This is a genomic window from Pseudomonas sp. v388, assembly GCF_003935425.1.
Classification (GTDB): Bacteria; Pseudomonadota; Gammaproteobacteria; order Pseudomonadales; family Pseudomonadaceae; genus Aquipseudomonas.
Window position 1 is genome coordinate 247,914 of the sequence record NZ_RHQN01000003.1, and the last position, 16,935, is coordinate 264,848.

A 16,935-nucleotide genomic window follows, 5' to 3' on the forward strand; every position below is an offset into this window, starting at 1 on the left:
AGAGAATTAGAAATGACCTTCGTCGTCACCGACAACTGCATCAAGTGCAAGTACACCGACTGCGTAGAAGTCTGTCCGGTGGACTGCTTCTACGAAGGGCCGAACTTCCTGGTGATTCACCCGGACGAGTGCATCGACTGCGCCCTCTGCGAGCCGGAGTGCCCTGCCCAGGCGATTTTCTCGGAGGACGAGATTCCCGCCGGAATGGAGAACTTCATCGAGCTCAACGCCGAGCTTGCCGAGGTCTGGCCGAACATCACCGAGAAGAAAGACGCGCTGGCCGATGCCGCGCAGTGGGATGGCAAGCCTGGCAAGATCGCAGACCTCGAACGCTAGGCGTCCGGTGTTTGCAAAAGGCCCTTCGGGGCCTTTTTTGTGGGCAGCCTTTGCAGGCCCGGAGACAAAATTCAGGCAAAAAAAGGGGCGGTATAAACCGCCCACCTTTCCCTGATCCCTGTATTCCCTGTCATCGTCCTGATGAATCGCATCCCGCGATGTCCATGACCGTCGTCCGTGACAGCCCGTGCCGTTCCGTTGGCACAGTTCGATCTTATTCATTTTCGGGATCAGAGCAATGCCGGAAAAAACCGCCGGATATTACCGTCACATCCGGCACTCGAAAAAAACCAAAGGGAATCAGCGGCTTAATCAAGCACCCGGTTTTTCCGTCCAGATATGCCCTTACAAATCAGCGAAAACCTACAGTCCGGGTAAGTGAACGCTTACGCCAGTTTCGAATTATTTCCCAACCCGCGGCAGGCCGGACCATTGAACGGCCAGGCGCCGGTCAGGCGAGCGCCCACTAAAAAGCCGATATGAACACAGGATATTCATATCGGCTTTTGTCACGCGGCGAGGAACTACTGGAATAGCGACTCGCTCGACAATCCGTTCTTCTCCAGGATCTCACGAAGCCGCTTGAGGCCTTCCACCTGGATCTGCCGCACCCGCTCGCGGGTCAGGCCGATCTCAAGACCTACATCTTCCAGCGTACTGCTTTCGTGTCCACGCAGACCGAAACGGCGTATGACCACTTCCCGTTGCTTGTCAGTGAGTTCAGACAGCCACTGATCGATGCTTTGGGAAAGGTCGTCATCCTGCAACAGCTCGCAGGGGTCAGTCGGTCGATCATCGGTCAAGGTGTCCAGCAGGGTCTTGTCCGAATCCGGGCCCAGTGAAACGTCCACGGAGGATACCCGTTCATTGAGCCCAAGCATGCGCTTGACCTCGCCGACCGGCTTTTCCAGCAGCGTGGCGATCTCTTCGGGGGATGGCTCGTGATCGAGCTTCTGAGTGAGCTCGCGCGCCGCACGCAGGTAGACGTTCAGTTCCTTGACGACATGAATCGGCAGCCGGATGGTCCGGGTCTGATTCATGATGGCACGCTCAATGGTCTGACGAATCCACCAGGTTGCGTAAGTGGAGAATCGGAAACCGCGTTCAGGGTCGAATTTTTCTACCGCCCTGATCAGACCGAGGTTGCCCTCTTCGATCAGGTCGAGCAATGACAGCCCACGATTGACGTAGCGCCTGGCGATTTTGACCACCAGCCGCAGATTGCTTTCAATCATGCGTTTTCGTCCGGCCGGATCACCGCTTTGCGACAGCCGTGCAAAGTGGACCTCTTCTTCCGGGGACAACAGGGGGGAGAACCCTATTTCATTGAGATACAACTGGGTAGCGTCGAGCGCCCGGGTGTAATCAATATATTTATGTTGTTTGAGCGATGAAGACTGCTTGGCCTTGGCACGACTCGAAGGCGCAGCGCGAGACTGCTTTTCGACCGCAGCCTCTTCCAGGACAAGACCGGATTCCATGAGAAGCACGTCGTCATCGATGTCAAACTCCGGCGCTTCGTTGCTAAGAGCCATTGTTATAGTCCTTTGGTGAGTTCGACCTCAAGCTCCAGCGACGCCTATTTCCGTGGCAACGCTTGAGCCTGTTCCTGCTACGTCAGAAACAGGCTGGCAACCATCAACGCTTGGGCAAAAATTGCAGCGGATCGACAGGCTTACCCTGGCGGCGAATCTCAAAATGCAGTTTCACCCGGTCAGTTCCCGTCGAACCCATCTCGGCAATTGTCTGTCCAGCCTTGACCTGTTGCCCCTCCCGTACCAACAACCTGCGGTTATGACCGTAGGCACTGACGTAGGTATCGCTGTGTTTGATGATGATCAATTCGCCGTAGCCCCGTAATCCACTTCCGGCGTAAACAACTGAACCATCAGACGCAGCCAAAACAGGCTGTCCCAAATCACCCGCGATATCAATTCCTTTATTCAAACTGCCGTTTGAGGAAAATTTTCCTATCAATACGCCGCTCGAAGGCCACCCCCAACCGGTCGGAGACTTGCCCGCGGCGCCGGTTTGCGCGGTGGCCGAGGGCGGTATCACCACCGGTACAACCGCTACCGGTTTGGAGATAACCGTCGTCTTCACGGAGCCGGAGGCGCTGTTGCTGGTAGAAGTAGTGGTCACCGGACGGGTCACGACCGGCGCGGTTGCGACGCCGGTTGCCGTTGAATTTGAACGCCCGTCGAAGCGAATCGTCTGACCCGGCCGGATAGTGAACGGCTCGGGAATCTGGTTGCGCGCGGCCAGGGCTTTCCAGTCCCAACCGTAACGAAATGCAATGGAAAACAGGGTATCGCCACGACGTACGACGTATTGCCCTGTGGTCACGGCCGGACGCTGGGACACGGTGTTGCCGTTACGGTCAACCACGCGCACGCCACCCGACGGGGAACTGGAACAGCCGACCAAGAGGACACTGAGAGCAATGCCAATCACCAGACGCTGATAACTTCTTGAAGACCTGAGCTGCTGAATGACTGTGTGACTCACCCGCCACTCCCTTTACTGGTGACTGAATTCAAAAGCTGCCTATTGTGCCGCATGCGCGGAGGCAGCCTGTGGTTAACTGCGTCGAAACCGATGCCCTGTATTTCAGGCACAGCCGCCAACGCGCGCGGCCACTTGTGCAAGGCCGGCTCGCACGAAGGCTGTAGACCGATGAGCGCGCCGGTAATTCCTTTACACCCAAGCCCCCGTCAAGCCAGCGGCCCGTTGAGCAGCGGGACGAATCGCACGGCGCCCAGGACGTGCCGTGCAAAGCCATGCTCTTCACGAATGATCAGCATCAATTGCTGCACCTCTCCGGAACCGACCGGAATGACCAGCCGCCCACCAGGCGCCAACTGGTCGAGCAGCGCCTGAGGCACGTCGGTGGCGACCGCCGTCACGATAATACCGTTGTAGGGTGCCAGCGCCGGCCACCCCTCCCAGCCGTCGCCCCAGCGAAACACTACGTTGCGCAGGTTGAGTTCGACCAGCCGCTCCTTGGCCCGGTCCTGCAGCACCTTGATGCGCTCCACCGAGAACACCCGCTCCACCAGCTGCGCCAGTACGGCAGTCTGGTAACCGGAGCCGGTGCCGATTTCCAGCACCTTGTCCAGCGGACCTGCCGCCAGCAGCAGCTCGCTCATGCGGGCAACCATGTACGGCTGGGAAATGGTCTGGTTGTTGCCGATCGGCAGCGCAGTGTCTTCGTAGGCGCGGTGTGCAAGCGCCTCGTCGACGAACAGATGCCGCGGCGTCTTGCGAATGACGTCCAGCACCCGCGTGTTGGAGATGCCTTCTTCGTAAAGGCGCTGAATCAGGCGTTCGCGAGTACGCTGCGAGGTCATCCCGATTCCGCGACGCAGTAGATCATCTTGCTCGCGTGACATCAGCGCAGGCCCTCCAGCCAGTTATTGAGGCTGCCGAAACCGTTCTGGTAGGTGCGGTCAAATTGCAGCGGCGTGATCGACACATAGCCTTGCATCACCGAATGGAAGTCGGTGCCGGCACCACCATCTTCGGCATCACCGGCGGCGGCGATCCAGTAACCGGCGCGCCCTCTGGGGTCGACGACCTTGATCGGCGCGGCCGCTCGGGCGCGGTGCCCGAGGCGGGTCAGCTGGATGCCGCGGATGTGTTCCAGCGGCAGGTTGGGAATATTCACGTTCAGTACCGTGCGCGGCGGCAGGTCGAGCTGTTCATGAGCCTGCACCAGCAACCGCGCGTAATGCGCCGCCGTGGCGAGGTTGTCCGGCTGACGCGACAGAAACGAAAACGCGAAGGACGGTCGCTCCAGGAAACGGCCTTCCAGCGCTGCGGCGACCGTACCGGAGTACAGCACGTCGTCACCCAGGTTGGCGCCCAGGTTGATACCCGATACCACCATGTCCGGCTGGCGCTCCAGCAGCCCGTTAAGACCCAGGTGCACGCAGTCGGTCGGGGTGCCGTTGACACTGATGAAACCATTGGCCAGCGTGTGTGGATGCAGAGGACGGTCGAGGGTCAGCGAACTGCTGGCGCCGCTCTTGTCCTGGTCCGGTGCAATCACCACGCATTCAGTGTAGTCGGCCAGGGCCGCATGGAGCGCTGCCAGGCCCGGCGCACTAACGCCATCATCGTTTGAAATCAGAATACGCATGGGCTATCCGTGTGCCCGACCGACACCAGATCGACGAGTTCGCGCACCAGTACGGTGGCAAAACATCCGGGCGGAAGGACGAATTCCAGTTGCAGAATGTCAGGCTCGGGATAATGCCACGTCAGGCGATCGATGGGCAGCCGCAGGATGCGACGTTCGTGCTCCATGCCTGCGCGGACCAGCCAGTCCCGCAGCACCGATTCTTCCTCGGCGATGCGGTTCTCCAGCTCGGCTGGCGCGCCAGCGGCCGGCGACGGGCCTGCGCCCCACTGCGGGCCCGTGGGATGCAGGTCGAGGATTGCCAGGCGCGGATCGCTGCATTCCGCTTCTCCGGCCGGAAAGAAGCTGCGGCTGTCGGTGAATGCCAGCAGATCACCGACCTGGGCACGCTGCCAACTGCCATCGGGGACCCTGGCGGCCAGTACTCGATTGAACAGGAAGCTGCGCGCCGTAGACAACAACCGTGAGCGTACCGCACGCTGCTCAGGCAACGCCTGACGCCCCGCGTAGTCGCGCGCTTCACCGAGGTTGCCGCCACGGTAACCGAAGCGCTGCGCACCGAAATAATTGGGAATGCCCTGCTGCCTGATTGCCTCCAGACGCGCGTTCAGCGCCTGCTGATCGGCTTCGAGGCGCGTCAGGCGCAGGGTAAATCCGTTGGCCGCATGGGCGCCGCGTTGCAGCTTGCGCCGATGACGACCACTGCTGAGTATGCGCAGCGTATCGTCCTGGGCTGCGGACAGATCCGGGTCGGCCTTGCCCGGCAATTGAATGCTGAACCACTGACGTGTCAGCGCCTGACGGTCCTTCAGGCCCGCATAGCTGACCGTACGCAACTGAACCCCGGCTGCACGCGCCAGACGTCGCGCCGCTTCCTCGGTGTTCAGACCGCGCTTCTCTACCCACAGCCACAGATGCTCGCCGTCGCCGGAAAGCGGGATATCCAGCACCTCGTCGACCTGGAAATCTTCGGCCGTCTCCTTGAGGACTGCCCGGCCCAGCGCTTCGCCGTAGGCCGCAGGCCCCAACAGTTCGAGTTCGTTCATGCCGGCAGCAACAAGGCAACGGCATGCACGGCGATACCCTCTTCCCGACCGACAAAACCGAGCTTTTCGGTGGTGGTGGCCTTGACGTTGACCTGGTCCAGCCCGACCTGCAGATCGGCCGCGATCAGCTCACGCATGGCTTCGATGTGCGGTGCCATCTTGGGCGCCTGGGCGACGATGGTGGCGTCGACGTTGCCGACCTTCCAGCCCTTGGCCTGAACCTGCTTGAGCACATGGCGCAGCAGTACCCGGCTGTCGGCGCCCTTGAATTGCGGATCGGTGTCGGGGAAATGCTTGCCGATATCGCCCAGCGCAGCAGCGCCGAGCAAGGCGTCGCTGAGGGCGTGCAGGACCACATCGCCATCGGAGTGGGCCAGCAGGCCGAAACCGTGTGCTATCCGCACCCCGCCCAAGGTAATGAAATCGCCTTCAGCGAAACGGTGCACATCGTAGCCATGGCCAATACGCATAGAAAAACGCCCTGCAAAAAGTCAGGGCGTGATTCTACCTGCTTTGACGAAGGTTATGCGTTCAAGGCGTCGCCGTGATGCCGCAAATGATCTTCGATGAAGCTGGCGATGAAGAAGTAGCTGTGGTCGTAACCCGGCTGCATGCGCAGCGTCAGCGGATAATCTGCAGCCTTCGCTGCCTGAACCAGCGCTTCGGGCTTGAGCTGGTTGACCAGGAAGTCATCTCGGTCGCCCTGGTCCACCAGGGTTGGAAGCTTCTCTGCGGCATCGGCGATCAGCACACTGGCGTCCCACTCGCGCCAGCGCGAACGGTCTTCACCCAGGTAACGACTGAAGGCTTTCTGGCCCCATGGGCAGTCCATCGGGTTACTGATCGGCGAAAAGGCCGAGACTGACTTGTAGCGCCCGGGATTGCGCAGTGCGCAGATCAGCGCGCCATGACCACCCATGGAGTGCCCGCTGATGCTGCGCGCCTGCGAAGCCGGAAAGTGTTCCTCGACCAGCGCCGGCAGCTCCTCCACCACGTAATCGTGCATGCGGTAGTGCTTGGCCCACGGCTGTTCAGTGGCGTTGAGGTAAAAACCCGCACCCAGTCCGAAATCCCAGGCGCCATCAGGATCACCCGGTACATCCGCGCCGCGGGGGCTGGTGTCGGGTGCGACGATGATGATGCCCAGTTGCGCCGCAACGCGCTGAGCGGCGGCTTTCTGCATGAAATTTTCATCGGTGCAAGTCAAGCCGGACAACCAGTACAAAACCGGCAACTTGCCGCCCTTCTCTGCCTGGGGTGGCAGGTAGACGGCAAAGACCAAGTCGCAGCCCAGTACACGGGAGGTGTGCTTATAGCGTTTGAGCCAACCGCCAAAGCTTTTCTGGCAGGAAAGATTTTCCAGGGTCATAGGGGGAAGCTCCAGGCTTCAAGCTATAAGTTGCAAGCTACAAGCAAGCTACAAGAGAGGCGCCCGCCCCTCTTGCAGCCATAAGCTTGAAACTTGCAGCTCACACTTAGAAATGAATGACGGTGCGGATGCTTTTGCCTTCATGCATCAGGTCGAAGGCCTTGTTGATATCTTCCAGACCCATGGTGTGGGTGATGAAAGTATCCAGCGGGATTTCGCCTGTCTGCGCCATGTCGACATAGCTCGGCAACTCGGTACGGCCACGCACGCCGCCGAACGCCGAACCGCGCCAGACGCGCCCGGTGACCAGCTGGAACGGACGGGTCGAGATCTCCTGACCGGCACCGGCCACGCCGATCACCACCGACTCGCCCCAACCCTTGTGGCAGCATTCCAGCGCCGCGCGCATCAGCTGCACGTTGCCGATGCACTCGAAGGAAAAGTCCACGCCGCCGTCAGTCATGTCAACGATGACTTCCTGGATCGGACGGTCGAAGTCCTTGGGGTTCACGCAATCGGTGGCGCCCAGTTGTCTGGCGATTTCGAACTTGGCCGGATTGATGTCGATGGCAATGATGCGCGCCGCCTTGGCCTTGACCGCGCCAATGACCGCCGACAGGCCGATACCGCCCAGGCCGAAGATTGCCACGGTGTCACCGGGCTTTACTTTTGCAGTGTTCAGCACGGCACCGATGCCGGTGGTGACGCCGCAGCCCAGCAGGCAGACTTTTTCCAGTGGAGCTTCCTTGGCGATCCTGGCGACCGAAATTTCCGGCAGCACGGTGTACTCGGAAAAGGTCGACGTCCCCATATAGTGGAAGATGTCCTGGCCTTTGTAGGAAAAGCGCGTGGTGCCGTCCGGCATCAGGCCTTTGCCCTGAGTGGAACGAATGGCCTGGCAAAGGTTGGTCTTGCCCGACAGGCAGAATTTGCACTGGCGGCATTCCGGGGTGTACAGCGGGATGACATGGTCGCCCACGGCGACCGAGGTTACGCCTTCGCCGATGGCTTCAACGATGGCGCCGCCTTCGTGACCCAGAATGGAGGGGAAGATGCCTTCCGGGTCCGCACCCGACAAGGTGTAGGCGTCGGTGTGGCAAACGCCCGAAGCCACCACACGCAGCAGGACTTCACCCGCCTTGGGCATGGCGACGTCCACTTCCACGATCTCCAGAGGTTTTTTGGCCTCGAAGGCTACAGCAGCGCGTGACTTGATCATCAATCTTCTCCGGCGGAATAAAAACAGGCCTGGAGTGTAGTACAGTGCCGATCAGCGAGTAATCCAGCCAAAAGCAAAACATTATTGCTGCACAGGGATAATCGATGTACGCCAATCGTTGGGAGGGCATGGACGAATTCGTCGCGGTGGCCGAATGCGGCCAGTTCACGGCAGCCGCCCAGCGCCTGGGGGTGTCGTCATCTCACATCAGTCGCCAGATCGTGCGTCTCGAAGAACGTCTGCAAACCCGCCTGCTCTACCGCAGCACTCGTAAAGTGGCCTTGACCGAAGCAGGCCAGACATTTCTGCAACACTGCCAGCGTCTGCAGGACGGCCGCGAAGAAGCCCTGCGCGCCATCGGCGATCTGGCCAGCGAGCCCAAGGGGTTGCTGCGCATGACCTGTGCGGTGGCCTATGGCGAGCGTTTCATCACACCGTTGGTCACCCGCTTCATGGGCACCTATCCGCAGTTGCGGGTGGATATCGAACTGAGCAATGACACCCTGGACCTGGTGCACGAAGGCATGGACCTGGCCATTCGGCTCGGCCGCCTGCAGGACTCACGCCTGGTGGCGACGCGCCTGGCGCCGCGACGCATGTACGTCTGCGCATCGCCCTCCTACCTCGCTCGCTACGGTCGCCCACACAGCCTGTCGGAGCTCAGCCGCCACAACTGCCTGATCGGCGGCAGCGATACCTGGCTGTTGCAGCAGAACGGGCGGGAGTTTTCTCAGCGCATCCAGGGAAACTGGCGCTGCAACAGCGGGCAGGCAGTATTGGACGCCGCGCTACAGGGCGTGGGCCTGTGTCAGCTGCCGGATTACTACGTGCAGGAGCATTTGAATAGCGGCGCGCTGATCTCGCTGCTCGAAGCGCATCAGCCGCCCAACACAGCGGTGTGGGCGCTGTACCCGCAACAACGTCATCTGTCGCCGAAAGTGCGCAAGCTGGTGGACTTTCTCAAGGAAGGGCTGGCGCTGCGGGAGGAGTATCGGTAGTTAGCGGGAAAAAAGAGTCGGCATCTCAGTCCGAATGACGGCCAAATTCCTTGCACCGCTGGCGCAGCCATTCCAGATCTTCCGGGCGGGTAACCTTGATGTTGTCGGATCGGCCCTCGATCAGCCGTGGTGACTGTCCGGCCCATTCCATGGCCGAAGCTTCATCAGTAATACTGACATTCGATACCAGGCTGTCGGCCAGCGCGCGGTGCAAGGCGCCGAGGCGGAACATTTGCGGCGTGTAGGCTTGCCAGATCAGACTGCGGTCTACGGTTTCCTCTACGCGGCCGTCGCTGCCGGCACGCTTGAGGGTGTCGCGCGCCGGCACCGCCAACAGGCCGCCAACCGGGTCGTCAGCCAGTTCGCCGAGCAGGTTGTCCATATCGCTGCGCGCCAGGTTCGGGCGTGCGGCGTCATGTACCAGCACCCAGTCATCATCACTGGCACCTTGAGCGTGCAGGTGCAGCAGTGCATTGAGCACCGAGCCCGAGCGCTCCTTGCCGCCGTCCACACGTTGAATCCGCGAATCCAGCGCGCAGGGCAAGGTCGGCCAGTAAGGGTCGTCCACCGCCAGGCTGATCACCAGGCCCTTGAGCCGTGGGTGATCCAGAAAACAGAGCAGGCTGTGTTCGAGAATGGTGAGGCCGCCAAGCTGCAGGTACTGCTTGGGGCGATCTGCTGCCATGCGAGCACCGATGCCCGCTGCAGGAATCACTGCCCAGAAGGCAGGAAGAAATTCTTTCATCGGGTCACTGCGCCAGCTGATAGAGGGTTTCGCCGTCCTTGACCATGCCCAGTTCATGACGGGCACGCTCTTCCACGGTTTCCAGGCCCTTTTTCAATTCCATGACCTCGGCATCCAGCACGCGGTTACGCTCCAGCAGGCTTTCGTTCTCGGCATGCTGGTCGGCGATCTGCTGCGTCAGGGTGGCTACTTGCGCCAGACTGCCATTGCCCACCCACAGGCGATACTGCAAGCCCGCCAGCAGCAGGAGCAGCACAAGGAACAACCAGTTAGGACTGCGCATTGAAATATCAGGTACCCAGTAGAAAAGACTGCAGAGCCAACACGATGAGCAAACGACTGAGGGCATTGAGCCTGACATAAGCCAGGCTCAATCACTCCCGGCTAGCCAGGAGCGTCCGCACCCGGGTCGCAGGTTACACCGCCGTGGCGATTTCCCTGCGACTCGGGTTGTCTTTTAACATTTACAGCTCAACCGCGAAACTCACCACGACCACGATAAATGGCTTTGGCACCCAGTTGCTCTTCGATACGCAGCAACTGGTTGTACTTGGACACGCGGTCGGAGCGGCACAGCGAACCGGTCTTGATCTGGCCGGCAGAGGTGCCCACGGCCAGATCGGCAATGGTGGAATCTTCGGTTTCGCCCGAACGGTGCGAGATCACTGCGGTGTAGCCGGCGGCCTTGGCCATCTGGATGGCTTCCAGGGTTTCGGTCAGGGTGCCGATCTGGTTGAACTTGATCAGGATCGAGTTGGCGATCTTCTTGTCGATGCCCTCTTTCAGGATCTTGGTATTGGTCACGAACAGGTCGTCGCCTACCAGCTGGATCTTCTCGCCGATCTTGTCGGTCAGCACTTTCCAGCCAGCCCAGTCGGATTCATCCAGGCCGTCTTCGATGGAAATGATCGGGTAGCGGCTGGTCAGACCGGCCAGGTAGTCGGCAAAACCTTCGGAGTCGAAGGAATGGCCTTCGCCCGACAGGTTGTATTTGCCGTCTTCGTAGAACTCGCTGGCGGCGCAGTCCAGGGCCAGGGTCACGTCGGTGCCCAGCTTGTAACCGGCATTGGCCACGGCTTCAGCGATGGCGCCCAGTGCGTCTTCGTTGGAGGCCAGGTTCGGCGCGAAACCGCCTTCGTCGCCCACCGCAGTGTTCAAGCCGCGTGCCTTGAGCACAGCCTTGAGGTGGTGAAAGATTTCGGTGCCCATGCGCAGTGCATCGGAGAACGACTTGGCGCCCACCGGCTGAACCATGAATTCCTGGATGTCGATATTGTTATCGGCGTGCTCGCCACCGTTGATGATGTTCATCATCGGAACCGGCATGGAATAGACGCCCGGCGTGCCGTTGAGGTTGGCGATGTGCGCGTACAGTGGCAGGTCCTGGTCCTGTGCGGCAGCCTTGGCGGCAGCCAGGGACACGGCGAGGATCGCGTTGGCGCCCAGGCTGGCCTTGTTCTCGGTCGCGTCCAGGGCAATCATCGCCCGGTCGAGCGCCTGCTGGTCCACTGGGTCTTTACCCAGCAACAGGTCGCGAATTGGACCGTTGATATTCGCTACGGCCTTGAGGACGCCCTTGCCCAGATAACGGCTCTTGTCGCCATCGCGCAGCTCGAGCGCTTCGCGCGAGCCGGTTGAAGCACCGGACGGCGCACAGGCGGTGCCGATGATGCCATTGTCGAGGAGCACATCTGCTTCCACGGTGGGATTGCCACGGGAGTCGAGAACTTCACGACCTTTGATGTCGACGATTTTTGCCATTGTTGTAAACACTCCAAGATTGACGAAAACGACAGAGCTGGGAAAACGATACGAGATAGCGGGTCGCAAAAAGGCCGGGCCTGAATGCGACAACCCCGTCACGAATGACGGGGAACGGCACTTTACCGGAGAACCCTGATCAAGCGGTTTCTACGATCGGAAAACTTTTAACAAGTTCATCCAGTGACTTGAGCTGGGCCAGGAATGGCTCCAGTTTGTCCAGGCGCAAGGCGCAAGGCCCGTCGCATTTGGCGTTGTCCGGATCCGGATGGGCTTCGAGGAACAGACCGGCCAGATTCTGGCTCAACCCGGCCTTGGCCAGGTCCAGAACCTGGGCACGGCGCCCACCGGCCGAATCGGCACGGCCGCCCGGCATCTGCAGGGCGTGGGTCACGTCGAAGAACACCGGGTATTCGAACTGCTTCATGATGCCGAAGCCGAGCATGTCCACCACCAGGTTGTTGTAACCGAAGCTGGAACCCCGCTCGCACAGGATCAACTGATCATTACCGGCCTCTTCGCATTTGGTCAGGATGTGTTTCATTTCCTGAGGTGCGAGGAACTGGGCCTTCTTGATGTTGATCACGGCACCGGTCTTGGCCATCGCGACCACCAGGTCGGTCTGGCGCGACAGGAAGGCCGGCAGCTGGATGATGTCGCAGACTTGCGCGACGGCAGCGGCCTGATGCGGCTCATGCACGTCAGTGATCAGCGGCACGTTGAAGGTGCGTTTGATCTCTTCGAAGATGCGCAGCCCTTCTTCGAGGCCCGGACCGCGGTAGGACGTCACCGAAGAACGATTGGCCTTGTCGAAGCTGGCCTTGAACACGTAAGGGATGCCGAGTTTTTCGGTAACCCGCACGTATTCCTCGCAGACCTGCATCGCCATGTCGCGCGACTCGAGCACGTTCATGCCACCGAACAAGACCATTGGCTTGTCGTTGGCAATCTCGATCGAGCCGACGCGGATGATTTTCTGAGCCATCTACTGGTATCCCTTTCAGCCGTTCTTCTGATGTTGAGCCAGCGCAGCCTTGACGAAACCGCTGAACAGCGGGTGGCCGTCGCGTGGCGTCGAGGTGAACTCAGGGTGGAACTGGCAGGCCACGAACCATGGATGATCCGGCGCCTCGACCACTTCGACCAGTGCGCCGTCACCGGAACGACCGGAAATCTTCAGGCCGGCTTCGATCAACTGCGGCAGCAGGTTGTTGTTCACTTCGTAGCGGTGACGATGACGCTCGACGATCACGTCGCTGGCGTAGCAGTCATGTACCAGCGAGCCGGCCGACAGCTGGCATTCCTGCGCGCCCAGACGCATGGTGCCGCCCAGGTCGGAGGTTTCGGTACGGGTTTCGACTGCGCCGGTGGCGTCTTCCCACTCGGTGATCAGGCCGACGACCGGATGCGCGCCGTTGCGATCGAACTCGGTGGAGTTGGCGTCTTTCCAGCCCAGCACGTTACGGGCGAACTCGATGACGGCAACCTGCATGCCCAGGCAGATGCCCAGGTACGGTACTTTGTTCTCGCGAGCGAACTGGACGGCGGTGATCTTGCCTTCCACGCCGCGCAGGCCGAAACCGCCCGGAACCAGGATGGCATCGACGCCTTCCAGCAGGCCGGTGCCCTGATTCTCGATGTCTTCGGAATCGATGTAGCGCAGGTTCACCTTGGTGCGGTTGGTGATACCGGCGTGGCTCATGGCTTCGATCAGCGACTTGTACGCGTCGAGCAGTTCCATGTACTTGCCGACCATGGCGATGGTGACTTCATGCTCGGGGTTGAGCTTGGCGTCGACCACTTTTTCCCACTCGGACAGATCCGCGCCGTTGCATTGCAGGCCGAAGCGCTCGACGACGAAATCGTCCAGGCCCTGGGCGTGCAGTACGGCAGGAATCTTGTAGATGGTGTCGACGTCTTCCAGCGAAATGACCGCGCGTTCTTCAACGTTGGTGAACAACGCGATCTTGCGACGCGAGGACACGTCCACCGGATGGTCGGAACGGCAGATCAGCACGTCAGGCTGCAGGCCGATGGAGCGCAGTTCCTTGACCGAGTGCTGGGTTGGCTTGGTCTTGGTTTCGCCTGCAGTGGCGATGTACGGCACCAGCGTCAGATGCATCAGCATCGCGCGCTTGGAGCCCACTTCGACACGCAGCTGGCGAATTGCTTCGAGGAACGGTTGCGACTCGATGTCGCCCACCGTACCGCCGATCTCGACCAGCGCGACGTCGGCATCGCCGGCACCCTTGATGATGCGGCGCTTGATTTCGTCGGTGATGTGCGGGATGACCTGAATGGTCGCGCCCAGATAATCACCACGGCGCTCTTTGCGCAGGACATGTTCGTACACACGGCCGGTGGTGAAGTTGTTGTTCTGGGTCATGGTGGTGCGGATGAACCGCTCGTAGTGGCCAAGGTCCAGGTCGGTTTCCGCGCCGTCATGGGTGACGAACACTTCACCATGCTGGAACGGGCTCATGGTACCCGGGTCCACGTTGATGTAGGGGTCCAGTTTGAGCATGGTGACCTTAAGCCCCCTCGCCTCCAGGATGGCCGCCAATGAAGCCGAGGCAATGCCTTTCCCCAATGAAGAAACAACACCGCCCGTGACGAAGATGTAGCGCGTCATGAAAAACCCTAGAAGTCTGCGTTAAAGCGGTCAGAGCCGCCGGGGAAAGCGAAGGAAGGCCGAAGCCCCCGATTACCGACATAATTCACGGTGCACTCCCGAAACTGCTGCGTTGAAACCGACCGGCCACAAGCCTGCCCATTGCGCGCTACATTTTAAGAAATCGCCCAGTAAACACTGGTTGGTAACCGGCAACTTGCGTTGATTCGAAAGAACCAACATAAGCTGTATCAAGAAGGGAGCGTAGTCTACCTGAAAGCCCCTTTCAGCTCAAACATTGGTCGCTCGTCGGTGCGACCCAGCGTAAATGCCAGTTTCCATGGGCGCGCCCGTCCAGGCCGGGCAGATTGGCGACCGCCAGCAACTGCCCGTCACGGTACAGCAGCGGCAATCGGCCGCGCACGAACGCCGGCACGCCCTGCTCGTTGAGCAGTCGCTTGAGGTCGCGCCGCCCGCGCCCCGGCACCTGCATCACCTCGCCGCCCGTGCGATAACGCACCTCGAACGGCCCGGGCGGAATATCGCCCACCAGCGTTACATGACCGTTACCGCCAAGCATCAGTCCGGACCGGGGCGCAGGCCAGGTCACGGCGCCTTCGTCCGGCAGGCGCCAGGTGTCCGGTAGCCACCAGATATGCCCGTTGCTGCGCTGCAGCTCACCGTCGACCAGCCGCCAGACCGGCCGGGCGTCCTCGCCGGCATCGCGCAGGGTTTCCCAGCCGACCCAGTGGTCGGTGTCGGGCAACCGGCTGAACGCGGCCAGCCAGAAACGCAGGGCGTTGCGCTGCCGGGCAGCGGAGAGCAGCGCCAGCGGCGCCAGCGAAAGGACCGGCAACCCTAGCCACACGAACGGGCTGATGGCACGAGCCGCGCTGAGATCCTGTTCCGCCAGTTCATCCAGCAGCCCTTGCGCTTCACTCAAGTGCGCGGCAGTACGGGCCAGGCTGGCGCCGGCCTCCGGCCATCGCTCCTGCAGCAGGGGCATGACCTGCTTGCGCAGGAAGTTGCGGGCGTGATGGACGTCGGTGTTGCTGGGATCTTCGATCCACGTCAGCCCATGTCGATTCGCGTAATCTTCCAGCTCGATTCGCGACACGGCCAACAGCGGCCGAAACAACCCTCCCTTGCCCAGCACCCGCTGCGTCGGCATCGCCGCCAGGCCACGCACACCGGCGCCGCGCAGCAGGCGAAACAGCACGGTTTCCGCCTGATCGTCGCGGTGCTGTCCGGTCAGCAGCAGCTCCCCTTCTTTCAGCACCTCGCTGAAGGCCGCATAACGTGCTTCCCGAGCTGCGGCCTCGAGGCTTGCGCCTGGGGCAACCGTCACATGAATGATTTGCAGAGCAATACCCAGCGTCTCGCACACGCGGCGACAGTGCGCCGGCCAGCCATCGGCAGCCGCTTGCAGACCGTGATGCACATGGATGGCGTAGAGAGGCGGAAGGGAATGATGCCGGGCCAGGTCGGCCAGCAGGTGCAGCAATACCGTGGAATCCAGGCCGCCGGAGAAACCGACATGCCAGGCAGGCGCGTGGCGCCGACAAGCCAGGGCCTGAAAGACCCTGTCGCGAAGATCATGACCCACCGGGGTGATTCTGGTCATGGAAATCTGTCCGCCATCGCCAGCAAGCTGGCTCCTACAGGGGGGTGTGGGAGCCAGTTCCCTACTCGATCAGAGACCGTAGCTCATCAGGCGATCATAACGACGCTTCAACAGCGCTTCGTTATCGAAGGCGCGGAGCATGTCCAGCTGAGTGCTCAGCTCTTCACGGATCGACGCCGCCGCCGCGACCGGATCGCGGTGTGCGCCACCCAACGGCTCGTTGATCACCTTGTCGACGATGCCCAGGCCCTTGAGACGCTCGGCGGTGATGCCCATGGCCTCAGCCGCATCCGGAGCTTTCTCGGCGGTTTTCCACAGGATCGACGCGCAACCTTCCGGGGAAATTACCGCGTAGGTGGAGTACTGCAGCATGTTCAACTGGTCGCAGACACCGATGGCCAGCGCACCGCCGGAACCGCCTTCACCGATCACGGTTGCGATGATCGGCGTCTTCAGACGGGCCATGACACGCAGGTTCCAGGCAATCGCCTCGCTCTGGTTGCGCTCTTCGGCATCGATGCCCGGATAAGCGCCCGGAGTGTCGATGAAGGTCAGGATCGGCATCTTGAAGCGTTCGGCCATTTCCATCAGGCGGCACGCCTTGCGGTAGCCTTCAGGGCGCGGCATGCCGAAGTTGCGGCGCACCTTTTCGCGGACTTCGCGACCTTTCTGGTGACCGATCACCATGACCGGCTGACCGTCGAGACGCGCGGTGCCGCCAACGATGGCCGCGTCATCGGAGAAGTGACGGTCGCCGTGCAGTTCTTCGAACTCGGTGAAAATATTCTCGATGTAATCCAGGGTGTAAGGACGACGCGGGTGACGCGCCATGCGCGCGATCTGCCAGCTGGTCAGGTTGCCGAAGATACTTTCGGTGAGCGTATTGCTCTTGTCTTGCAGCCGGGAGATTTCGTCGCCGATGTTCAGCGAGTTGTCGTTCCCCACCAGGCGCAGTTCTTCGATCTTGGCCTGCAAGTCAGCGATAGGCTGTTCGAAATCAAGAAAATTCGGGTTCATAGGCATCCGTCTTGGGTAGACGGCCAAGAGGCCGGCCGGTTGATCCGTCTGCGCCTTTCCCTTGGGAA

General features: G+C 60.8%; 17 protein-coding genes. 2 read left to right on the forward strand and 15 right to left on the reverse strand.

What is annotated here, in order from left to right:
• Positions 1-12 precede the first annotated feature (12 nt).
• Positions 13-336, forward strand: a complete 324-nt coding sequence (gene fdxA / locus EGJ27_RS08790) for a ferredoxin FdxA (RefSeq protein WP_125830337.1) — start codon at positions 13-15, stop codon at positions 334-336.
• A gap of 524 nt (positions 337-860) precedes the next feature.
• Here fdxA and rpoS read toward each other — a convergent pair.
• From rpoS to EGJ27_RS08830, 8 genes are all read right to left on the reverse strand, one after another.
• Positions 861-1,871 carry an RNA polymerase sigma factor RpoS gene (gene rpoS, locus EGJ27_RS08795; protein WP_125830338.1) on the reverse strand — a complete coding sequence of 337 codons (1,011 nt, stop codon included), beginning with the start codon at positions 1,869-1,871 and terminating at the stop codon, positions 861-863.
• Positions 1,872-1,974: 103 nt separating this feature from the next.
• Positions 1,975-2,844, reverse strand: a complete 870-nt coding sequence (locus tag EGJ27_RS08800; RefSeq protein WP_125830339.1) for a peptidoglycan DD-metalloendopeptidase family protein — start codon at positions 2,842-2,844, stop codon at positions 1,975-1,977.
• Positions 2,845-3,050: 206 nt separating this feature from the next.
• A complete protein-coding gene (locus EGJ27_RS08805; RefSeq protein WP_177522986.1) occupies positions 3,051-3,686 on the reverse strand; it encodes a protein-L-isoaspartate(D-aspartate) O-methyltransferase in 636 nt (211 codons plus the stop codon).
• Positions 3,687-3,727: 41 nt separating this feature from the next.
• Positions 3,728-4,477, reverse strand: coding sequence for a 5'/3'-nucleotidase SurE (surE, locus tag EGJ27_RS08810; protein ID WP_125830341.1), 750 nt, complete (start codon positions 4,475-4,477; stop codon positions 3,728-3,730).
• Positions 4,465-5,523, reverse strand: a complete 1,059-nt coding sequence (truD, locus tag EGJ27_RS08815) for a tRNA pseudouridine(13) synthase TruD (RefSeq protein WP_125830342.1) — start codon at positions 5,521-5,523, stop codon at positions 4,465-4,467. Before truD ends, surE begins: the two co-directional genes overlap by 13 nt.
• Entirely contained in the window at positions 5,520-5,993 is a 474-nt protein-coding gene (gene ispF / locus EGJ27_RS08820) for a 2-C-methyl-D-erythritol 2,4-cyclodiphosphate synthase (RefSeq protein ID WP_125830343.1), read from the reverse strand. The genes truD and ispF overlap by 4 nt, the downstream gene beginning before the upstream one ends.
• A gap of 53 nt (positions 5,994-6,046) precedes the next feature.
• A complete protein-coding gene (gene fghA, locus EGJ27_RS08825; protein WP_125830344.1) occupies positions 6,047-6,892 on the reverse strand; it encodes an S-formylglutathione hydrolase in 846 nt (281 codons plus the stop codon).
• 106 nt (positions 6,893-6,998) lie between these two features.
• The gene (locus EGJ27_RS08830; RefSeq protein WP_125830345.1) at positions 6,999-8,111 is read right to left on the reverse strand and encodes an S-(hydroxymethyl)glutathione dehydrogenase/class III alcohol dehydrogenase; all 1,113 of its coding nucleotides are present in this window, start codon (positions 8,109-8,111) and stop codon (positions 6,999-7,001) included.
• Positions 8,112-8,215: 104 nt separating this feature from the next.
• On the opposite strand from EGJ27_RS08830, the gene EGJ27_RS08835 reads away from it, so the two are divergent.
• The gene (locus EGJ27_RS08835; protein ID WP_125830346.1) at positions 8,216-9,109 is read left to right on the forward strand and encodes a LysR substrate-binding domain-containing protein; all 894 of its coding nucleotides are present in this window, start codon (positions 8,216-8,218) and stop codon (positions 9,107-9,109) included.
• A gap of 25 nt (positions 9,110-9,134) precedes the next feature.
• Here EGJ27_RS08835 and ispD read toward each other — a convergent pair whose 3' ends face one another.
• The 7 genes from ispD to EGJ27_RS08870 form a co-directional block, all read right to left on the reverse strand.
• The gene (ispD, locus tag EGJ27_RS08840) at positions 9,135-9,854 is read right to left on the reverse strand and encodes a 2-C-methyl-D-erythritol 4-phosphate cytidylyltransferase (protein ID WP_125830347.1); all 720 of its coding nucleotides are present in this window, start codon (positions 9,852-9,854) and stop codon (positions 9,135-9,137) included.
• Between the two features lie 4 nt (positions 9,855-9,858).
• Complete coding sequence (gene ftsB / locus EGJ27_RS08845; RefSeq protein ID WP_125830348.1) at positions 9,859-10,137, reverse strand: cell division protein FtsB; 279 nt, start codon at positions 10,135-10,137, stop codon at positions 9,859-9,861.
• 188 nt (positions 10,138-10,325) lie between these two features.
• Complete coding sequence (gene eno, locus EGJ27_RS08850; protein WP_125830349.1) at positions 10,326-11,615, reverse strand: phosphopyruvate hydratase; 1,290 nt, start codon at positions 11,613-11,615, stop codon at positions 10,326-10,328.
• 139 nt (positions 11,616-11,754) lie between these two features.
• Complete coding sequence (kdsA, locus tag EGJ27_RS08855) at positions 11,755-12,600, reverse strand: 3-deoxy-8-phosphooctulonate synthase (protein WP_125830350.1); 846 nt, start codon at positions 12,598-12,600, stop codon at positions 11,755-11,757.
• Between the two features lie 15 nt (positions 12,601-12,615).
• Positions 12,616-14,247 carry a CTP synthase gene (locus EGJ27_RS08860; RefSeq protein WP_125830351.1) on the reverse strand — a complete coding sequence of 544 codons (1,632 nt, stop codon included), beginning with the start codon at positions 14,245-14,247 and terminating at the stop codon, positions 12,616-12,618.
• A 265-nt stretch (positions 14,248-14,512) separates the two neighbouring features.
• Complete coding sequence (gene tilS / locus EGJ27_RS08865) at positions 14,513-15,850, reverse strand: tRNA lysidine(34) synthetase TilS (protein ID WP_125830352.1); 1,338 nt, start codon at positions 15,848-15,850, stop codon at positions 14,513-14,515.
• A gap of 69 nt (positions 15,851-15,919) precedes the next feature.
• A complete protein-coding gene (locus EGJ27_RS08870; protein ID WP_125830353.1) occupies positions 15,920-16,867 on the reverse strand; it encodes an acetyl-CoA carboxylase carboxyltransferase subunit alpha in 948 nt (315 codons plus the stop codon).
• Positions 16,868-16,935 lie beyond the last annotated feature (68 nt).